The following is a 19,606-nucleotide window of genomic DNA, read 5'->3' on the forward strand; positions in this document are numbered from 1 at the left end:
CGACCTGGCCGCTCGCCCTGCTTCAGACGGGGCTGCTTGTGTTGAGCCTTGCGCAAAGCCACCACGCACTCCTTCATCGAGGTATTGGTCCGACGCGGTGGCGCCTTGTTCACAAAGCGGGAAGTCGGCCAAGGTTTGTGGCGTTCCCGCGACGGGCCAATGGTGTTGGCGTCTCCCAGAAAGGTCGTCCGTCGCCCTTCAGAGTAACGACGCCGCGCGCGGCGCGCTCGACGTTTTCCGGCGGTATAGCCATGTCACCGAAGGGCGGGAATTCCCTCTCCCCAAGAGCGACGGGGGAATGGGGCAGATTCTGTGATGCACATCACTCACTCCAATGGCCCTCAAGTTGCTGCATCTGCCATGATCCGTACGCTGGAGAGTGACCGCGAGGCGGGATGGATCTCGCCCTCGTGCGCTACACGCGCGGGCCGCGTGGCTCACGGATGACACCGGATCCTGCCGCCTCCGCTTATGGCCGCCGCTCTCGACGCGATGGCCCGCGACCTGGGCCGGCAAGGTTTTGTCGAGGTACCGGCAACCATTCCGTCCCGTCGTGCGGGCACCCCCTGGGTCTCGGAACTTCCGTTCGGACTCATGGGGGGTGACATGTCTGCTTTCCGCAGGCATTCAGAGCGAGCGTCGGTCGGGGACATCGGGGACAGCCGGTGGCTGACCGTACCGGGCTGCAAACAGGTACTGGTGGTTGCCCATTCGGTGACCTATCTGCAGAGGCTGCGCGCGGTGTTCTCACTGCTGGAACAGGACCCACGGCTCCAGGTGGTGTGCACGGTCCCGCCGCACCAGTTCGGCGAGGGGGTGCATGAGGCGCTTGCCGCGCTGGGCATTCCGGTGATCCCGTGGCGCCGGGCCGTCCGCCGTGAATTCGATCTGGCGCTGGCAGCCGGGTCCCGGGGCACCGAGCAGATCCGGGCCCGGCTGGTGCGGCTGTCGCACGGCGCCGGCCAGATCAAGGTGCTGCGCTCCGCCCGGGAGGGCGCGGCGTCGGACGGGAATGCGGCCGGACGGCACGAGGCCGGCACGGACGAGGGGCGGACGGCGCAGGCGCAGGCGGCGCTCCGGCCGCCGGCCATGCTCAGCCGCGAGTATCTGCTGCACGAGGGGCGGGTGGTGCCGGCGGCGGTGGCGCTCTCCCACGAGCGGGATCTCGCGGAGCTGACCCGCACCTGCCCGGAGGCGCTGCCCGTCGCCCGGGTGGTCGGCGACCCGTGTCACGACCGGATCGCCGCGAGCCTGCGGCTGCGCCGTCGCTACCGGCAGGCCCTGGGCCTGGGCGAACGCCAGAAGTTGGTCGTGGTCGCCACGACCTGGGGCCCCTCCTCGGCGTTCGGCAGCTTCGAGACGCTGCTGCCGCGGCTGGCCACCGAGCTTCCCGCGGACCGGTTCCGCACCGCCGTGCTGGTGCATCCCAACGTCTGGGCCGGGCACGGCAGTCGGCAGATCCGGGCCTGGCTCACGGGTTTCCGGCGACGCGGACCGGTGGCGATCCCCCCGGAGGCGGACTGGCGCAGCATCCTGGTCGCTGCCGACTGGATCATCGGCGACCACGGGTCGGTCACCTCGTACGGAACGCTCACCTCGGCGCCCGTGCTGCTCGCCCGCTTCCCCGACCACGAGGTGCACCCGGACTCCCCCGCCGCGGCGCTGGCACGCACCGCTCCGGCACTGACCGCGGCCCGGCCGCTGCGGGAGCAACTGCGGTACGCGGCCGCGGAGTACCGGCGTGCCGATTACGCGCGTATCGGGGCGATGCTCTCCTCGGAGCCGGGCCGCTTCAACACCAATATGCGCTCCTTGCTCTACGGGATCCTGGGCCTAGGCCGGCCCGCCTTCGCACCGGTGACGGCGGCCCTGCCCAGTCCACCGCCGCTCGACAGCTGGGCGGGTCTGCCGGGATCGGAGGCGGCGTGATGACGCGGTCGACGGCGGCGCGGGCGGCGGCCGCTCCGTATGCGGACGGGTCCCCGCCCGTCGTGCTGCTGGCCACGGTGGCACTGGTGGGTGTGCCCGGTACGCCGGCGCGGGAGGCGATGCCGCACGGCGGCCCGGATCCGGCCGGCTGGGGACTGACGGTCGGCGCCGTCACACCGGGCGCCTCCTGCCTCGCCGCGGTGCGGATGACGCCACCCCTCGTGGACGGTCTGCCGTACTCGGCGGAAACCATGGATCCGTCGGGGGCGGCGGCGGACACCCATCTGTGCGTCGGCGGCGAAACCTCCGGTACGCCGTGGTGGGCCGAGTGTGCCGATGTCCTCATCGGCGGGGCCGCCGACTGCGCGGACGCGGGTGCACCGCACGGTGTCGGCCCGCTGCTCGACCGGCACCCCGGCGCGCTGGTCGCGGCGGTTCCGCACAGCGCGGGCGGCTGTGTGCTCGGTGTGCGTGACGGGCAGGCGCTGCTGGCGATCCCGGGCCGCGGGCGCCGCATGTGCGCGCGCCGGCGGACCGCGTTCGCGTCCTTCGTGCACGGCTGGCTGGTGGCCGGCCGGCCGCTGGGAGCGCTGCGCAGCGTCGTGCTCGGCGCACCGGACACCGCGACCGGCGCCCCGCCGCTGTCCGTACACCTCCGGCACGGCCGTACGGGGCCGGGCGGGGAGCGCGGCACGGCGCGAGGGGGGTGAGGCGGGCCGTACCGCCGGCTCACCCCGGGCCGGCTCCGGCATCCATGTGTCGGAGCCGGCCCGTCAAGCGGCCGGTGTCGGACGGGCTGAGCGGTTCGTACAGCGCACGGGCCCGCTCGTAGGACCGCCGCGCCGACGCCGGCTCTCCGCCGTCCTCGGCGCACTGGCCGAGCAGTTCCCAGGTGCGCGCTTCCCAGTGCACGGAACCCAGCCGCTGGAACTCCTCCAGTGCGGCGGCGAGTTGACGGGATCCGGCCGCCGGGTCGCCGGCGCAGGCGGTGGCCCGGCCCAGATGGGCGAGGGCCCGGGCCGCGTCATAGGGGTCGCTCTCGGCCCGGAGCGTGGTGTGTGCGTGGGCGAGCAGGCTAGCCGCGGTGTGCCAGGCGCCGCGTTCCAGGGCGAGTTCGCCCAGTGCGTAGCGGGAGAGGGCGGCGCCTCGGGTGTGGCCGATGGACTCGCGGCGGTCGAGGGCCTGCTGGTGGTACTCCTCGGCACGCACCAGATCGCCCGCGCCGCGGTGCGCCTTGCCCAGTCCGTTGAGTGCTTGGGCCTGTTGGCGTACGTCGCCGTCTTCCTCGGCGAGCCGGAGGGCCTGGCCGAACCATTCCACGGCTTCCTCGTACCGCCCGGTGTGGCACAGGCCGTTGCCGCCGGAGGTCAGCATCCGCCCCTCGCCCTTGCGGTCGCCGTGCCGGCGGGCGGCATCGAGGCCGAGGCCGTGTGCCTCGGCCCACAGGCCGTACGGGCGCAGCCGCAGGAACAGCGGCCACATGGCGTCGACGAGCTGCCAGGCGGTGGCGTCGTCGTGGCCGCTGCCGGCGCTCAGCCGTACGGCGGCCATGAGGTCGAGCCGGCGGGCGTCCAGCCAGGCGAGCGCCGTCTCCTGGTCCGGGAGCGGGGTCGGCTGCACGGTGCGGCCGTCGTAGTCGCGGGCGAGCGTGCGGTGGCTGGGGGTGAGCAGCGCTTCGGCGGCGGTGGCGGTGGCCAGGCACCAGTCGAGGAAGTGGCGCAGGGCCGCGCGCCGCGCCGGTGCGGGTTCTTCCTTGGCGCGCCCGGCGGCATGCAGCCGTACCAGGTCGTGGAAGCGGTAGGTGTCCGGGCCGACGTCCTGGAGGAGGTTGCCGTCCATGAGGATGTCGAGCAGCCGTTCCGCCTCGTCCAGGCTCACCGCGCACACCGCGGCGGTCAGCTGCGGATCGTAGTGGGTGAGGGGCAGCAGGCCCAGCAGGCGGTAGGCGCGGGCGGCGTCCGGCGGCAGCAGTGCGTAGGACTCGTCGAGTGCGGTGTGCACGGCCGATTCCCCTTCCACCCGCAGGAGTTCGAGGGGGCCGCGACCCCGGGTGAGCGCCGCGGCCATCGCCGCGACCGGCTGCCGGGGGCGGGCGGCCAGCCGGGCGGCGGCCAGGCAGACGGCGAGCGGCAGAAACGCGCACTGCGAGACGACTTGGCGGGCCGCTTCGGGGTCCTGCTCGACCCGGCTGCCGCCCCCGCCGCGGGCCAGCAGTTCCAGGGCCGCGGCCGGGTCGAGCGCGTCGACCTGGTGGAATCCGGCGCCGTCGGTGATCAGTCCGGTCAGCCGACGGCGGCTGCTCACGACGAACAGGCTGCCCGGCGCGCCGTTGAGGAGGGGCCGGACCTGGGCGGCGCTCAGCGCGTTGTCGATCATCACGGCGAGCCGGAGGCCGGCGCTCACCGAACGCCACAGGGCAGCCTGTTCGGCGAGTTGGACCGGTACGAGGCCCACGCCGAGCGCCCGGAGGAAGGCATCGAGCACCTCACCGGGCCGCAGCGGGCGGTCCGGGCCCTGGGCGCCGAGGTCGGCGTAGAGCTGTCCGTCCGGATACTCCTCGGCGATACCGCGCAGCCAGTGGGAGACCAGCGCGGTCTTGCCGACGCCCGCCGGCCCGCTCACCACCACCAGCTGGGGTACGGACGTCCGGCGGGCGTCGCGTAATTCCTCCAGGGCCGCGATATCGGCATCGCGGTCGGTGAAGTGGGCGGGGACCGAGAGGAGTTGGCGTGGTACGGGCGGCCGGGCCTGCGGCGCTTGATGGACGTGGATGCCGCCGCGGATCTCGGCCGCCTGCACGCTGGCACCCCAGATCTGTGCCGATCCGCCGATCTCGTTGCGTCCGCCCCACGCCCCGTCGGTGTGCTCGCCCGGTCCGCTCATGCCGCTCCCCCCGATGGCTCAGCCGTTTGGCATATCCATAACCCTTGGCCCGAGATCTACCCAACGAGGGCTGCTCTTCACATCGCCGGTATGCCGCATCGGCCGGGCGCGGCCCCTACCGGGCGCTCCACGTGGCGCAAAAACGCCGTCTGTCCCAGAGCCTGACACTGTGTCATGCTCCACAGGGTGCGGGGTGGTACCGGCGGGAGGGGCGCTGGTGGAATTCCGATTAATGGGTACGGTCGAGTTGCGGTCCGGTGCGCGCGGCAGCGGGCTCGGCTCCGGCAAGGAACGCATCGTCCTGGCCGCGCTCGCACATGACGTCGGCCGGCCGGTGAGCATCGAGACCCTGGCGCACCGCCTCTGGGACGACTCCCCGCCCCGGCGCGCCCGCCCCAACCTCTATACCTATGTCTCCCGCGTCCGTCGGGCCCTCGCGGAGATCGGCGGGGCGGAGGCACCGCCGCTGGCCCTGCGGGCGCGGACGTACACCCTGGAGGCGGACCCGGAGACCGTCGATCTGCGCCGCTATCTGAATCTCGTCGCCCGCGCCCGGGTACTCAGCGACAGCGGCGACACCCCGGGCGCCCTGGGCCTCCTCGACCGGGCTGCGGCGCTCTACCGCGGTGAGCCGCTGGCCGGGCTGTCCGGTTCCTGGGCCGAGCAGGTCCGCACCACCGTCGCCGCCCGTCAACTGGCGGCCACGCTCACCCGCTCCGGCATCGAACTGCGGCTGGGACACTTCGCCGAGGTCGTCCCCGACCTGACGACGCTGCTCGAACGGCATCCCGCCGACGAGGCGCTGACCGCCCAGCTCGCGCTGGCGCTCTACGGCTGCGGCCGGATCGCGGAGGCCACCGAGGTGCTGCACAAGACCGGCGCCCGGTTGCGCCGCGGCTTCGGCGCCGACCCCGGCTCGGCCCTGCGCCGCATCCAGCGGGGCATTCTCAGCGGCGTCCCGGCGGCCGAACTGCTCACGCCCGCGCCCGCCGCACCCGTCACGTCGGGCCCCGCGCCCACCACCGGTCTTCCGGTGCCCGACAACCTCCCCCGGGACGTCCCCTGGGTGGGCAGGCGGGACGAGCTGCGCCGGCTGACCGCCGCCCTGACCGATGCGCCGGACTCCGCCGCCTCGGCCCGGCACCCGGTCGTCGCTTTGGAGGCCATCGACGGGATGGGCGGCGTCGGAAAGACCTCGCTCGCCGTGCACGCCGCTCATCTGCTGCGCCACCGGTTCCCGGGCGGCCGGGTGCACCTGGACCTGCGTGCCCACGCGCCGTTCGAGGCCCCTTTGGAACCGGCGGCGGCGCTCGGCATCCTGCTGCGGCGCTTCGGGATGCCCGCCGCGCGGATCCCGCACGAACTGGAGGAACTCGTCGCCCAGTGGCGGGCGTTGCTGTCCGACCGGCGGGCCGTCATCATCCTCGACGACGCCACCGGACCGGATCAGGTCCGTCCGCTGCTGCCCGCCGGGAGCTCCCCGTCCCTGGTCATCATCACCAGCCGCAGCCGGCTGACCGGCCTGCCGGACGTCCGCCCGATCTCGCTGGGCGCGCTCACCCCGGACGACGCGGTCGCCCTGCTGCGCAGCCGGCTGGGTAACGAGCGCCTGGTGAACGATGAGTCGGCGGCGGAAATCGTGCGGTTCTGCGGCCATTTGCCGCTCGCCCTCGACATGGTGACCAGCCGGCTCAAGACACGTACCACGTGGTCCACGGCCGACCTCAGGGACCGGTTGGTGCGCGAGCGGGGCCGGCTGGGCGAGATCCGGGACGCCTCCGGCGACATCACCCGCACCTTCGACTTCTCCTACCGCGGTCTGACGGCCCCGCAGCAACACGCCTTTCGCATGCTGGGCCGGCACATCGGCTCGGAGTTCGGCGTGCACGCCGCGGCGGCGCTGATCGACCGCCCGGTCGACGGCACCGAGCGCACCCTGGAGGAGCTGCTCAATCTGCACATGGTGATGGAGCCTTCCCCGCACCGCTTCCGGCTGCACGATCTGCTGCGGGTCTACGCCAACGAGCTGACCGCGGACGTGCCGGACGCCGACCACGACCGGCAGGCGGTCCAGCGGCTGACCGACTTCTATCTGCACACCGCGGACCGGGCCGACCGGATGCTCTATCCCCACCGGGCCCGGATCGGGCTCCCGGTCGCCGCGCGGCCCGCCGAGTTGCCGCAGTGGCTCGATCCGGCCGGTCCGAAGGAGTGGCTGCTCACCGAGAAGCCCAATCTGCTGGCCGTGGTGGAGTACGCCCGCGCACAGGGCGACACCCTGCGTACCGCCCTGCTCGCGCATGTCCTGGGCGAGTATCTGGTGGCCGAGGGGCACTGGGACCTGGCCCGGGAGCTGCACGAGGCGGCGGTCGCACACTGGCGGGCGGAGGAGGACGCCGGCGCCGAGGCGCGGGCGCTGCTCGATCTGACCACGGTGCTGGCGCGCGGCGGCGGCTACGACCGGGCACTGCGCGCCGCCCATCGTGCGCTCGACCTGGCGCGGCGGGCGCCGGACCCCGAAGCGGAGGCCGAGGCGTTGCACCAGCAAGCGGTGCTGCTGTGGTACACCGCCCGCAATCTGGAGGCGCTGCCGCTCCAGCAGCAGGCCCTCTCTCTGCGGATGCGCACCGCGGACCGGCGCCAACAGGCCCGCAGCCTGCTCACCTTGGGGATCATCCTGCTGCACCTCGGCAGCCATGCCGAGGCGTTCGGCAGCTTCCAGGACGCCCTGGAGCGGTTCCGTGCGGTGGACGACCGGCGCGGGCAGTACCTCACGCTCAACAACCTGGGCGAGCTGCATCTGGCGAGCGGCGCCCCCGACCGGGCGGGCCACGCCTACCGGCAGGCGCTCACCCTAGCCCGGTCCATGAGTGACCGCGCGGAACAGGCAACGGTCCGGATGAATCTGGCCGGAGTACTGACCACGGCGGGCGAGCTGGACGAGGCGCTCACCCTGCATAGCGAGGCCCTGGAGGCGCTGCGCGACATCGGGGACCGGCGCAACGAGGCGGTCGCGATGAACGCCCTCGGCCGGACGCTGCAGCTGGCCGGCCGGGACGACGAGGCACTGGCACACCACAGGGCGGCCGTTGCGCTCGCCCGCCGGATCGGCGCGGCCTGCGAGGAGGCGCGGGCGCTGCGCGAACTGGGGCTCGCCGAGCTGCGCACCGGCCGGGTGGGGCAGGCCGCGCGGCATCTTGAGGGATCGCTCGCACTGGCCCGGCGGATTCAGGCACCCGACGATGTCACCAGGTCGTTGGAGGCATTGGCGAAGCTCCGGGAGGCGGAGGGCAACGACCAGGAAGCGATCGCACTCCGACAGGAAGCGGCCGTGTTGCAGCGCTCTCTGGAATCTCAACTTGCCATCCAGCAAACAGAAGAGGAGGATTCCGATCCCGCATCGATCAAGCCAGCACCCTTCCACAAGGGCGCTTAGTAGGATTTAACGAAAATCCGACGAAGATCGATTCGGGAGGGCCTGGCGCAGGCGACAGCGACTAGATTCGGCCACCGCGGCAAGATCATCAGACATATGTGGTCTTTCCCCACGCCGCGGCTACCGAACATAGCCGTTACTTGCGCTCCGAAGGACCTTACGTGCTCAACCAAGCCGGCCCGCTGGTGTCAGCGTTGGCCGCCCTCACCGTCGCAGCCATGCTGCTCTCCCCGGCCCCCGCCCATGCCCACACCGCACAGCCCGAACGGATGGTGGAGGCCGGCGCGCTCGACTCCTGCACACCGTACTGACCCGCCCGCCCGGCGCACCGCCGGCCGCAGCTGATCAGCCTCAAGGCCGCGCGCCGTGCACCAGGGCGCGCGGCCGCAGTGCTACCCATGGGCGGGTGGCATGGTTCTCGGATTCCGGTTACTGGCTCGGACGGCTCGTCTTCCAGCGGATGCTGGCCGTTCTCTATCTGGTCGCCTTCCTCGCGGCGGTACGGCAGTTCCGGGCGCTCATCGGGGCGCGCGGCATGCTGCCGGTGCCCTCGTTCGTGGCACGGGTGCCGTTCGGCGCGGCGCCGTCGGTGTTCCAGTGGCACTACTCGGACCGCTTCTTCGCGATCTGGTCCTGGGGCGGCGCGCTGCTGGCGGCGGCCGTGGCGGCGGGGGCCGCGGATGCCGTGCCGCTGTGGGCGGCGATGGTGATGTGGGCCGTTCTGTGGGCGATGTATCTGTCCATCGTGAACGTGGGGCAGACCTGGTACAGCTTCGGCTGGGAGTCGCTGCTGCTGGAGGCGGGGGTGCTGGCGGTGTTCCTCGGCAATGCCGAGACGGCTCCCCCGGTGGTGGTGATGTGGCTGCTGCGCTGGCTGCTGTTCCGGGTGGAATTCGGGGCCGGGCTGATCAAGATGCGCGGCGACACCTGCTGGCGGGATCTGACCTGTCTGTACTACCACCACGAGACCCAGCCGATGCCGGGCCCGCTCAGCTGGTTCTTCCACCATCTGCCCAAGCCGCTGCACCGGGTCGAGGTGGCCGCCAACCACGGCGCCCAACTGGTCGTCCCCGTCGTACTGTTCACCCCGCAGCCGATCGCCGGGTGGGCCGCCCTCGTGATGGTCGTCACCCAGTTGTGGCTGGTGCTGTCCGGCAACTTCGCCTGGCTGAACTGGGTGACCATCGCGATCGCCATGTCCGCCGCCGCCCCGCTGTGGGGCCGGCCGTCCTCCCCCCTCCCCGCACCCCCCGTGTGGTTCGAGGTCCTGGTCCTCGCGGCGGCCGCCGGTGTCCTCGTGCTCAGCTACCGGCCGGCGCGCAACCTTCTGACCCGGCAGCAGATGATGAATACGTCCTACGAGTCGCTGCACCTGGTCAACTCGTACGGCGCGTTCGGCACCATCACGCGGGTGCGCCGGGAGATCGTGGTGGAGGGCACGGCGGACGCGGTGACCGGGCCCGACACGACCTGGCTCGCGTACGAGTTCCACGGCAAGCCGGGCGATGTGCGGCGGCTGCCGCGGCAGTTCGCGCCCTATCACCTGCGGCTGGACTGGCTGATGTGGTTCGCGGCGCTGTCGCCCGGCTATGCGCGGGCGTGGTTCGTGCCGTTCGTGACGCGGCTGCTGGAGAACGACCGGGACACCCTGCGACTGCTGCGCGGCAATCCGTTCCCCGATCTGCCGCCGGCCCGGATCAGGGCTCGGGTCTTCCGCTACCGCTTCACGACCTGGCGGGAACTGCGGGAGACCGGAGCATGGTGGCATCGCACCGAGGAGTGGGAGTTCATGCCGCCGGTCGCGCGGTCAGCTCTGCACGGAAGGCGATGACCATATCGCGTGCGTGCCGCAGTCCGATGCGGGTGAAGTCCCGCTCCAGCGAGGCGAGTTCGGCCATCGTCCGGCCCACATCGCGGCCGAGGCGGGCGCGGGACTTGGCCAGGCCGAGGCGGGAGAGCGCCACACCGCGCGGCTCCTGCATCTCGGAGAATTCCCGGAGCGAGAGGGTGTAGGTGTCGCGCGCGGACTCGTAACGGCCCGCCCGGAACAGGACGTTGGCGCGCATCTTGTGGTTGTAGGCGAGCGCGCTCGCCAGGTCCATGGTGCGGCAGATGGTCTCCGCCTCGGACAGCAGCGCCAGCGCGCGGTCCGTCTCCCCCTGTACGGACAGAACATCGGCCACCCCGCGCAGCGACCAGGCGCGCCCCCGGGCGTCATCGGCCTCGGCCGCGATGCGGGCGGACTCCTCGAACAGCTCCAGCGCCTTGTCGTAGCCGCCGGTGTTGCGGTGCATCTGGGCTATGCCGGACATCGCCCAGACCATGTGCCGGGCCTCGCCGTGCGCCCGGCCCTGTTCGAGCAGCTGCTCGTGGAGTTCGGCGACCGCGGCGTAGTCGCCCTGGATACGGCCGGTCTCGGCGAGGCCCGCGAGCGAGTAGCCATGGGCGAGGCGGTCGCCGCTGTCGGCGGCCAGCGTGACGGCGTGGGTGAGCAGCCGGCGGGCGAACGGCAGCGTCCCGCACTGGCGGGCCAGGGTGCCGCCGCTCCACAGCGCCCAGGCCATGGCTGCCGGGTCACCGGCGGTGCGGGCGCTGCGGTAGCTCTCCCGCCAGGCGGCGCCGGCCTCCGCCACCCGGCCGAGCCGCCGGTTGGCCTCGGCGACCGCGAGCGCGGCCCGCGCCCGCTCCAGCGCCGTTCCCGCCTCGGCGTGCGCGCGGGTCGCCGTCGCCAGTACCTCCTCGTACGAGGAGTTCACGCCCAGCGCCGAGCCCAACTCGCCCTGGTATTCCGGGGCGAATGCCTTGCCGTACATATATCCGTGGCCTCCCGATCATCTCCGTGCCTTGATCAAAAACTACGAGCGGGGCGGGGTGCGGCGAATCAGTCCGTGTATGTGTTGTGCCGTACGACTCGAGTGCTACGACAGGGGGTCATGGTCATCACGGGGATGTAGGGGTACCTCAGGGTTACCCGGCCGGGACAGACGCCGGCATGGCGTTGCACACCATGCAATTTGAATTGCAGCTCTTGCCGGGGCGGGCGTGACGGGCCACGCTGCTGGCATGACACCAGCGCGTACGGGAACGCGGTCCGGGACCGGGATCGGCCGTCGGCGGTTCATCGGAACCGCCGTGGCGGGGCTGACCGCGGCCGCCGGTGCGGCGCTACCGACGGTGCGGGATCCGGCGCCCGCGCAGGCCGGACACCGTCCGGCACACCGCCCACGCGGCGCCCGGCCGCTGTTCCTGGGCACGTACACCTCCACCGCGGGCGGCGGGACCGGCATCGGGCTCGGCACGTACGACACCGGGACCGGGCAGATCACCGCCACCGGTGTGGTGACCGGGGTCGCCGATCCGTCCTATCTCGCGCTCGCACCGACCGGCCGCACCCTCTACGCGGTCGATGAGCAGGAGCAGGGCGGGGTGACCGCCGTCGCGCTGACGCCGGACGGCGCGCCCAGGGTGCTGGGCACCCGCTCCACCGGCGGCGCCGGGCCCTGCCATCTGTCGGTGCATCCCGGCGGGCGCTGGCTGCTCAGCGCCAACTACCTCTCCGGCAGCGTGGCCGTGCACCCCATCGACCGGTCGAGTGGCGCCCTGGGCGAGCGTACGGACCTGGTCACCCACTCCAGCCCGCCGCCCGGCCCCGGCCAGGACGGACCGCATGCCCACCAGATCATCACCAGCCCGGACGGCCGGCACGTCCTGGCGGTCGACCTCGGCAATGACACCGTCTACACCTACCGGCTGGACACATCGGCCGGAAAGCTGGCCCAGGTGTCGTATGCCGCACTGCGGCCCGGCGCCGGTCCCCGGCATCTGGCCTTCCACCCCTCGGGCGTCTTCGCCTATCTGGCGAACGAGGTCGACAACACGGTCGTGGTCTGCGGCTACGACCGCAAGAGCGGGCGGCTGACACCCGGCGAACCACAGTCCACCGGGACCGGCCCGGGGACCAGCTATCCGGCGCAGATCCTGGTCACCAGGGGTGGCGGCTTCGCCTATCTCGCCAATCGCGGTCACAACAGCCTCACCCGCTACGCCGTGGAGGCCGGCGGGGCGCGGCTGCGCCTGCTGGACACCGTGCCGGTGGGCGGGAACTTCCCCCGGCAGATCGCGTTCTCGCCCGATGAGCGGTGGCTGTTCGCGGCGAACCAGAAGTCGGGGTCGGTGACGGTGTTCTCGGTCGATGCCCGGACCGGGGCGCTCAAGAGCGCGGGCGAACCGTTCGCCGCTCCGGTCCCGGTGTGCGTACTGCCGCTGTGAGCGCGCGGTGCGGAACGTGGTGCCGGCCGCGCCGTCGCCGCACCCGGCCGCCGGAGACCCGGCCCGCCGGCTGAAACACTGCGGCAACGGCCCCGCATGGTTGGCCGGTTAGCGTCGGCTCCCATGAGCACGGGAACGGTTCGGGACGACATCACGGCGGAGGCCGGGGCGCCGGCGGCGCAGGGCGGTCTGCAGCAGGGGCTCAAGCGCCGCCATATGCAGTTGATCGCGCTGGGCGGGGTGATCGGCGCCGGGCTGTTCGTCGGCAGCGGTGTGGTCGTACGATCCACCGGCCCGGCCGCCGTGCTGTCCTTCCTGGCGGCCGGTGCGCTCACCGTCCTGATCATGCGCATGCTGGCCGAGATGACCGTCGCCCGCCCCGCGCTGGGGTCCTTCTACGCCCATGTCCGCGAGGCGCTCGGACTGCGCGCGGGGTTCACGGTCGGCTGGCTGTACTGGTACTTCTTTGTGATCGTGGTCGCCGTCGAGGCGGTGGCGGGCGGCCGGATCATCCAACTGTGGCTGCCCGGCGTCCCGTTGTGGGCGATCAGCCTGGTCCTGATGACGCTGCTGACCGCGACCAACATGGTCTCGGCGCGCTCCTACGGCGAGTTCGAGTACTGGTTCTCCTCGATCAAGGTCCTGGCGATCGTGGTGTTCCTCTTTCTGGGCGCGCTGTATGTGCTGGGGCTGTGGCCGGACGCCCGCGGCGGGCTGGGCAATCTGACGGCGCACGGCGGGTTCGCGCCCGAAGGGGCCGGTGCGGTGCTGGCCGCCGTGGTGCCCTGCATCGGGTTCTTCACCGGCGCGGAGATCGTGACCATCGCGGCCGCCGAGTCGGTCGAGCCGGAGCGGGCGGTGGCGGATGCGATCCGTTCGATCGTGCTGCGGGTGGTGGCGTTCTATGTGCTGTCGATCTTCCTGGTGGTCGCGGTGGTGCCGTGGACGTCGAAGGCGATCGAGGTGAGTCCGTACGCGGCGGTGCTGGACCGGCTCGCGGTGCCCGCGGCCGGCACGGTCATGAACGCCATCGTGCTGATCGCCGTGCTGTCCTGCCTGAACTCCGCGCTGTACACCTCCTCCCGGATGCTGTTCGCCCTCACCCGCAACGGGGACGCGCCGCGCGGCTTCACCAAGGTCAGCGGGGGCGGGGTGCCGCGCCGGGCGCTGCTCGCCGGAACCTCGGTCGGCTATCTGTCGGTGATCGCGGCCTGGATCTCGCCCGATGTCGTCTTCCCGTTCCTCATCAACTCCTATGGCGCCATTGCCCTGTTCGTCTATCTGGCGATCGCGGTCGCGCAGGTGCGGCTGCGGCGGAAGCTGGAGCGCACCGAGCCGGCCCGACTGACGCTGAAGATGTGGCTGTTCCCGTGGCTGAGCTGGGTGACCATCGCGCTGATGGCGCTGGTGATCGGGGCGATGGCCTTCCTGCCGGACAGCCGCTCGCAGTTCTGGCTGAGTCTGCTGACGGTGGCGGTGGTGCTGGCCGGGTACGAACTGCGGCGCCGGGTGGGCGGCAGGCGGCAGGGCGTGTCCGGCGGGTGAGGGTCGGACGGGCCCCAGGGCCTGTTTGGAGTCGTGATCAATCTGGTCCGGAGCGTGTCTGAAAGATCGCGTAAGTCCGTGAGGCGACAGGCCGGCCAAGGCCTGATTCCGGCCCCTGACCAGCCTGGACGGACGAACATGAACGACAAGGAGATCCCGGCAGTCGAGCCGGTCGAGGACAAGCTGGAGGACGAGGCCGTCGAGCGGTTGATGGTCCGCGACGACGCTTCGGGGGCGGCTCTGCTGGGCGAGGGCGGGCTGCTGACGGAGGTCACCCGGGCCGTTTTGGGACGGGCCCTGGACGCGGAGATGACCGAGCACCGCGGCTACGAGAAGCACGATCCCCCGCAGGCCGCGGTTCCGGCAACGGCCGCAACGGCACGTCGCCGAAACGGTACTGACCGATGCCGGGGCGGTCACCCTGGCCGTGCCACGGGACCACGACGGGAGCTTCGAGGCGCAGCTGGTGCCCAAGCTCGCCCGTCGGCCGGCCTGCTTCAACGAGCAGATCCCCTCGCCGTACGCCCGCGGCATGAGCGTGCGCGACATCCGCTCCGGAGCCGGGGTGTCCAAACCGGTCTACCGTGCCGTCGGCTTGGACATGGGCGGTCGAAAGGACGTCCTGGGCCTGTGGATAGTCGCCTGCGACGGACTGAAGGGACTACCCGAAGCCATCACCGCAACCTGGCTCAAAGCCACGGTCCAAATCTGCGTCATCCGGCGTTGACCGGTCAGTGCACGACGAGCCGCGCGCGATCGATGGGCGGCTGGGGAGACCTCCGCCCACCGTCCCGGCTTTGCGTCGCGCTCCGCCACGGTGTGAGTGAGCGTGCGACTTGGCCCGTGGGTGTTTGTACCGGCCCGAGCGGGTTTTTTGGCCGGCCTGCGGTGCGTCGGGACGACGCTCGTGGTGGACGCGGTGGTGTGCGGTCGGCCGGAGCGGTGCCGGGACTGCCGTTGCCGGAGCTCTCAGGTCCATATTCGCTACGCGTGTCATCCGGTGGACCGTCCGTCGGCGGCAGGTGCACCCTGAGCCGGGCTCAGCTGGTGTGAGCGGGGGCCGAGTCAGGGCGGGTACTGGCCGGCCAGAGGCTGTCGGGGAAGGCGGCGGCGTCGGAGTCGGTGTCGGGCATGAGGGTGGTGAGCATCTGCTGGGCGGTCTTCGCGTTGTCGAGGGCGCGGGGCAGCATGACGCTTTCGTAGGCGTCGAGGGCCTGGTCGATGGTGGGGTGGCCGATGACGGACTGGGCGAGTTCGGCGCCGTCGAGCAGGGAGAGGTTGGCGCCGACGCCGACGGGCGGCATCAGGTGGGCGGCGTCGCCGAGCAGGGTGATGCCGGGGACGCGCTGCCACATGTGGGGAACGGGAAGGACGAACATGGGGCGGTTGATGAAACCGCCCTCGTTGTCACGCAGGATGTCCAGCAAACTCTCGTCCCAGCCCTGGTACTGGGCAAGGAGGCGGGCGCGTACGGATTCGGTGTCGGTGAGGTCGAGGCCGGCGTGCCAGTCCTGGGGGCCGCGGAAGGTGATGTAGCCGCGGACGTGTCCGTTGCTGTTGCGCTGCAACACCAGGCTGCGGCGGCCCGCCTTGGCCGACATGGTGCCGCCACCGACCAGGCGGGCGATGCCGGGGTGACGGTGGTCGACGTCGTTGAAGTGGACTTCCACCATCGTGAGACCGGCGTAGGCGGGTTGGGCGTCGGAGAGCGCGGGGCGTACTCGGGACCAGGCGCCGTCGGCGCCGATGACCAGGTCGAAGTCCTCGACGGTGCCGTCGTGGTGGTGCAGGCGGGCCATGCCGTGGGGCAGCGGGGTGACGTCCCTTACACAGTGGCCCCAACGGACCGTGCCGGGGGCGAGGGAGTCCAACAGGAGGGTGCGCAGCCGGCCGCGGTCGATCTCGGGCCTGCTCAGGTCGCCCTCGTCGGCCTGGTCGTGACGTATCAGGGTCGCGTGACGGTCATACAGGCGCCACTGCTGGCCTTCGGGCCGGGACAGCGCGAGGAACCGGTCGAACAGTCCGGCTGCGCGCAGGGCGACCTGGCCGGTGTCTTCGTGGATGTCGAGGGTGCCGCCCTGCGAGCGGGAGTTGAGGTCGCTCTCACGCTCGAAGACCGTGACCGGCACGCCGTGCTGCTGCAGGACGCGCGCGCAGACGAGGCCGCCGGGGCCGGCGCCGATGATCGCGATGCGAGGGGTGGTGGACATGAGGGTCATGCTCCGTTCTACGGATCGAGAGAGTGCTGGTGTCTTGTGGTGCTGCCCTGGGGAATCGCGTGGGGAGGCCGACGAGGTGGTGGTGGCGCGCCGGTCCGCTCCGCGGGGAGCTGGTTCTTCTTCGGCGCCTTGGGCGGGAAGGAGACCAGGACGACGGGCAGGACGGCGGTCAGGGCAACGGTCCATCAGAACGCGGCGCCGAACGCCGGTCAGGTCCGGCAACCGAGGGTGGTGATCGTGAAGTTGAGCCGCCGGTCGCCGGTCTCCGCCGGTGTGCTGGTGCCGGTTGCTTCCACCGTCTATGGCGTTTGCATCGTGGCTGGCTCCTTTCCTGCCGACGGGCCGATTTCGGGCAGGGCAGATCAGTCGTTCCGGTGCGCGGACGCGCCCCGGGTTTCGGCAGCGAGGTCCCGGTGGGGCTCGCTCATCCACAGAAACACAGCAACTCCAAAAGTACAACTGATTCGACTTTCTATCGGATCGCCTTTGCGATCGAATCCTCTCAAGTGGGGTAGGGTGGGGGGCATGGCCGAGACGACGACAGGGCGCCGCGAGCGCAAGAAGGCCCAGACCAGGCAGGCTCTGGCAGATGCCGCAATGCGGCTGTTCACCGAACGCGGCTTCGACAACGTCGGCGTCCGCGAAGTGGCGGAGGCGGCCGACGTCTCGCTGAGCACGCTCTTCAAGCACTTCCCCAGCAAGGAAGCCCTCGTCTTCGACCTGGACGCGGACGTCGAGAGCGCCCTGGTCGCCGCCGTTCGTGACCGGGCCCCCGGTCAGCCCGTCCTGTACGCCCTGCGTGACCACCTGGTGCATACCCGTACCGCCGTGCGGACCGACGACCCGACTTTCGTCCTCGTCGAATCCACCCCCGCGTTGCGGGATTACGCCCGGAGCATGTGGTCACGCCACGAGAAGGCACTGGCCGCCACTCTTGCCGATGCCACTGGGCTGGCCCCGGACGACCTTGCCATCACCGGCCTGGCACGCTTCGCCCTGGAGGCCCCCGGCCTCGCCCGCGCAAGCGACGACCCGGCCCGGGCCATACGTGACCTGTTCGCCCTGGTGGAACACGGCTGGGCCACCACCCCCCTGGCCCGCCAGGAAGACCGCCCCGGTCAGGACGCGTAACCACGACCGGATGCCGCATCACGGCGCCACCGGCAGCCCGCTCGAAGGCTTACTCGCTTCGCATCCACGGGCGGGAACTGCGGTCAGTGTCAGGTCGCCCGACCAGAAACAGGCCGGGCGGGGCTGGTAGAGCGCTCATGTGACGCGACGCGGATTGAGCGACAGTGAGTGGGAGTTGGTCGAGCCGTTCCTGCCGAGCGGCCGGTGCGGCCCCTACCCGCAGCGCCTGCGCGAACAGTTCGAGGGCGTCATCCGGCGGTTCCGCACCGGCAGCCAGTGGCGGGCCAGTGGCGGGAGATGCCCGTGGAGTTCGGGGCCTGGCAGACGGTCTACGGCCGCTTCGTCCACCGGGCTTCAGTTGCGTGGATCCATCATCTGGATGAGCAGCCTCAACCCGGGGCCACGGTATCGGCGCCCGACCGGCAAGCCGGACGCCGATACCGCTCACGTCAGGCCGACGAGGTGACCGCTCGGCCGAAGTGCCGGGCGAAGAACCGGACCGCGCTGTCGGCCTCGAACCTCGGCACCTCCTTGTGCGCGCCCGCGTTGGCGTGCAACGTCTTCTCCTTGGAGGCGAAGGCGTCGAACAAGGCGAGACCGGACTGGCGCGGGATGTGCTCGTCGTCCCACTGGAGCACGAACTCGATCGGGATGGTGATCTGCTTCGCCGCTTCGGCCAGGGACTCGGGCCAGAAGATACCGAAGACCGCGGCGGTGATCCTGGGATCGGCCGCCGCCAGCGGCACCCCGATCGCGGTGCCCATGTTCAGGCCGAAGTAGCCGACCGGCCCTTCGGCGCCGATCTCCGGCAGTTCCTGGAGAGCGTCCAGGGTCGCCTGCCACTCGGGCACGGCGCGCTCCGCCAGGTGGGCGTTGTAGCGAACGACGATCGGGCCGACCGGCTCGCCCGCCGCCATCGCCTGCTGCATCACGGCGATCTCTTGTTCGTCATGCGCCGTGCGCGGCCGGCCGCCGTGACCGGGCGCGTCGATGGTGGCGACGTGGAAACCGCAGCCGGTGACGAGGAGGTGTGCACGGCCCGCCATCGCCGGAGCCTTCTTGTGCATGCCGCCACCGTGACCCATCAGCACCAGGGGCGCCCGGTCGGAGCCGGAAGCCGGTGACCAGAGCGCGCCGGTGACCTCGCCCACGGTGAAGTCGCGTTCGACGACACCGTTCGACGATGACTCCGCAGTGAATTCCACAGAATGCATAGGTTGTTGCCTTTCGGGAGTGCCTTGTTGCTGAGGCGCTCCCGGCGACACCTATGTCAATCGCCCGACCGTGACGAAAAGAGGGAGCACCCACACGGATACAGCGTTCATGGGTCTCACCTCCTCGGGCGGTGTCGCGGTCGCCTGAAAGCTACCAGCCCGATCATCACCCCGCCCAACCCTTTTTTCCTGCCACGTGATCAGAACTCCGGACAGGCCCTAGTCGGCGAGGTACTGCCGCAGCAGATCGCGCAGCTCGGCCTCGAACGCGGCGTATTCCAGGCGGAGTTGACCGCCCGGCCAGTCCCGCGGCAGCAGCTCGGCGGGCAGCAGCGGGTCGGACAGGAGGTGGCGCAGCGCGGCCGCCGCGATCGTGAAGCGGTCGGCGAGGGTGTCGGCGCCGTGCAGTGCGGCCATCAGGTCACGGGCCCGCGCCGCCCAGCCGTCCAGGGCCCACAGCCGGCCCGCGAGCGCGGCCGGGTCGTCGTCCGGGGTTCCGGTGAACCAGGTGCACTGCTCGGTGACGACGGCCGGGCGGCTCCGGTCCAGGTTGGCCGGGCGCAGCCAGCTGCCCTCGCGGAGTTCGGCCAGCCGCAGCGCGGCCATGGCCTGACGCAGCGCGGTGCGCTCGGTGGCCGGCCGGCGTTCGGAGGTGGCGACGACGGCGATCTCCCACTCCCCGCCCCAGGGCCGGGTCCGCGGTGAGCGGCTCTCGTCCTGGCGCGTCTGGCGCGCGAGCAAGCGGCTGGTGAGCGCGTACGAGCCGGCGGACTGCCGCAGGTCGCCGGCGGCCACCATGCGGGACAGCGCGACCCGGACGGTCCCCTCGGCGATACCGAACAGCTCCCCGACCCGCACCAGGGCGCGCGCGGGCAGCCGTGGCGGGTGGTGCCCGAGGAGGGTGCTCAGCACGATCGAGCGGGCGGTGAGCGGCCGCAGCGCGAGCGCGGCGGTGCCGCTGGTGTCGTCGTTCATATGTG

The 19,606-nt window shown here is 71.6% G+C and carries 13 protein-coding genes and 2 pseudogenes; 10 read left to right on the forward strand and 5 right to left on the reverse strand.

Annotation, left to right across the window (positions count from 1 at the left end):
- Positions 1-714 precede the first annotated feature (714 nt).
- Complete coding sequence (locus DY245_RS11655; protein ID WP_244942987.1) at positions 715-1,929, forward strand: hypothetical protein; 1,215 nt, start codon at positions 715-717, stop codon at positions 1,927-1,929.
- Entirely contained in the window at positions 1,929-2,639 is a 711-nt protein-coding gene (locus tag DY245_RS11660; RefSeq protein ID WP_128506370.1) for a hypothetical protein, read from the forward strand. The genes DY245_RS11655 and DY245_RS11660 overlap by 1 nt, the downstream gene beginning before the upstream one ends.
- A gap of 19 nt (positions 2,640-2,658) precedes the next feature.
- On the opposite strand, the gene DY245_RS11665 is transcribed toward DY245_RS11660, so the two are convergent.
- The gene (locus DY245_RS11665) at positions 2,659-4,812 is read right to left on the reverse strand and encodes a tetratricopeptide repeat protein (protein ID WP_128506372.1); all 2,154 of its coding nucleotides are present in this window, start codon (positions 4,810-4,812) and stop codon (positions 2,659-2,661) included.
- Between the two features lie 217 nt (positions 4,813-5,029).
- Between DY245_RS11665 and DY245_RS11670 the strand changes: the two genes are divergently transcribed.
- The 3 genes from DY245_RS11670 to DY245_RS11675 all read left to right on the forward strand — a co-directional run bounded on the left by DY245_RS11670 (position 5,030) and on the right by DY245_RS11675 (position 10,079).
- A complete protein-coding gene (locus DY245_RS11670; protein ID WP_181923631.1) occupies positions 5,030-8,248 on the forward strand; it encodes an AfsR/SARP family transcriptional regulator in 3,219 nt (1,072 codons plus the stop codon).
- Between the two features lie 161 nt (positions 8,249-8,409).
- Positions 8,410-8,559 carry a hypothetical protein gene (locus DY245_RS44285; RefSeq protein ID WP_181923632.1) on the forward strand — a complete coding sequence of 50 codons (150 nt, stop codon included), beginning with the start codon at positions 8,410-8,412 and terminating at the stop codon, positions 8,557-8,559.
- A gap of 95 nt (positions 8,560-8,654) precedes the next feature.
- Positions 8,655-10,079 (forward strand): lipase maturation factor family protein, encoded by a 1,425-nt coding sequence (locus tag DY245_RS11675; protein WP_128506376.1) that lies wholly within the window; start codon positions 8,655-8,657, stop codon positions 10,077-10,079.
- Here DY245_RS11675 and DY245_RS11680 read toward each other — a convergent pair.
- Positions 10,036-11,061 carry a tetratricopeptide repeat protein gene (locus tag DY245_RS11680; RefSeq protein ID WP_128506378.1) on the reverse strand — a complete coding sequence of 342 codons (1,026 nt, stop codon included), beginning with the start codon at positions 11,059-11,061 and terminating at the stop codon, positions 10,036-10,038. The two genes, DY245_RS11675 and DY245_RS11680, sit on opposite strands and share 44 nt — an antisense overlap.
- A gap of 250 nt (positions 11,062-11,311) precedes the next feature.
- On the opposite strand from DY245_RS11680, the gene DY245_RS11685 reads away from it, so the two are divergent.
- From DY245_RS11685 to DY245_RS48220, 3 genes and pseudogenes are all read left to right on the forward strand, one after another.
- Complete coding sequence (locus DY245_RS11685) at positions 11,312-12,517, forward strand: lactonase family protein (protein WP_128506380.1); 1,206 nt, start codon at positions 11,312-11,314, stop codon at positions 12,515-12,517.
- A 123-nt stretch (positions 12,518-12,640) separates the two neighbouring features.
- On the forward strand, positions 12,641-14,062 hold the full coding sequence (locus DY245_RS11690) for an amino acid permease (protein ID WP_128506382.1): 1,422 nt from the start codon (positions 12,641-12,643) through the stop codon (positions 14,060-14,062).
- Between the two features lie 138 nt (positions 14,063-14,200).
- Positions 14,201-14,780 (forward strand): annotated as a pseudogene (locus DY245_RS48220) (transposase); the annotation flags it as partial.
- Positions 14,781-15,102: 322 nt separating this feature from the next.
- Here DY245_RS48220 and DY245_RS11700 read toward each other — a convergent pair.
- Positions 15,103-16,272 (reverse strand): FAD-dependent oxidoreductase, encoded by a 1,170-nt coding sequence (locus DY245_RS11700; protein ID WP_128506384.1) that lies wholly within the window; start codon positions 16,270-16,272, stop codon positions 15,103-15,105.
- A 534-nt stretch (positions 16,273-16,806) separates the two neighbouring features.
- On the opposite strand from DY245_RS11700, the gene DY245_RS11705 reads away from it, so the two are divergent.
- Positions 16,807-17,412, forward strand: coding sequence for a TetR/AcrR family transcriptional regulator (locus DY245_RS11705; RefSeq protein WP_128506386.1), 606 nt, complete (start codon positions 16,807-16,809; stop codon positions 17,410-17,412).
- 139 nt (positions 17,413-17,551) lie between these two features.
- A pseudogene (locus DY245_RS46160) lies at positions 17,552-17,754 on the forward strand (transposase); the annotation flags it as partial.
- A gap of 107 nt (positions 17,755-17,861) precedes the next feature.
- Here the strand turns inward: DY245_RS46160 and DY245_RS11715 are convergent.
- Both DY245_RS11715 and DY245_RS11720 read right to left on the reverse strand, forming a co-directional pair.
- Positions 17,862-18,626 carry a dienelactone hydrolase family protein gene (locus tag DY245_RS11715; protein ID WP_128506390.1) on the reverse strand — a complete coding sequence of 255 codons (765 nt, stop codon included), beginning with the start codon at positions 18,624-18,626 and terminating at the stop codon, positions 17,862-17,864.
- Between the two features lie 219 nt (positions 18,627-18,845).
- Entirely contained in the window at positions 18,846-19,601 is a 756-nt protein-coding gene (locus DY245_RS11720; RefSeq protein WP_128506392.1) for a PaaX family transcriptional regulator C-terminal domain-containing protein, read from the reverse strand.
- Between the last annotated feature and the right edge of the window lie 5 nt (positions 19,602-19,606).

This window comes from Streptomyces inhibens, assembly GCF_003389455.1.
Lineage (GTDB): Bacteria > Actinomycetota > Actinomycetes > Streptomycetales > Streptomycetaceae > Streptomyces > Streptomyces inhibens.

Bases quoted from the DNA above. Each gene is read 5' to 3' on its own strand.
- DY245_RS11700 (WP_128506384.1), bottom strand. From the start codon at position 16,272: ATGTCCACCACCCCTCGCATCGCGATCATCGGCGCCGGCCCCGGCGGC.
- DY245_RS11690 (WP_128506382.1), top strand. From the start codon at position 12,641: ATGAGCACGGGAACGGTTCGGGACGACATCACGGCGGAGGCCGGGGCG.
- DY245_RS11715 (WP_128506390.1), bottom strand. From the start codon at position 18,626: ATGCATTCTGTGGAATTCACTGCGGAGTCATCGTCGAACGGTGTCGTC.
- DY245_RS11705 (WP_128506386.1), top strand. From the start codon at position 16,807: ATGGCCGAGACGACGACAGGGCGCCGCGAGCGCAAGAAGGCCCAGACC.
- DY245_RS11660 (WP_128506370.1), top strand. From the start codon at position 1,929: ATGACGCGGTCGACGGCGGCGCGGGCGGCGGCCGCTCCGTATGCGGAC.
- DY245_RS11665 (WP_128506372.1), bottom strand. From the start codon at position 4,812: ATGAGCGGACCGGGCGAGCACACCGACGGGGCGTGGGGCGGACGCAAC.
- DY245_RS11680 (WP_128506378.1), bottom strand. From the start codon at position 11,061: ATGTACGGCAAGGCATTCGCCCCGGAATACCAGGGCGAGTTGGGCTCG.
- DY245_RS11685 (WP_128506380.1), top strand. From the start codon at position 11,312: ATGACACCAGCGCGTACGGGAACGCGGTCCGGGACCGGGATCGGCCGT.
- DY245_RS11720 (WP_128506392.1), bottom strand. From the start codon at position 19,601: ATGAACGACGACACCAGCGGCACCGCCGCGCTCGCGCTGCGGCCGCTC.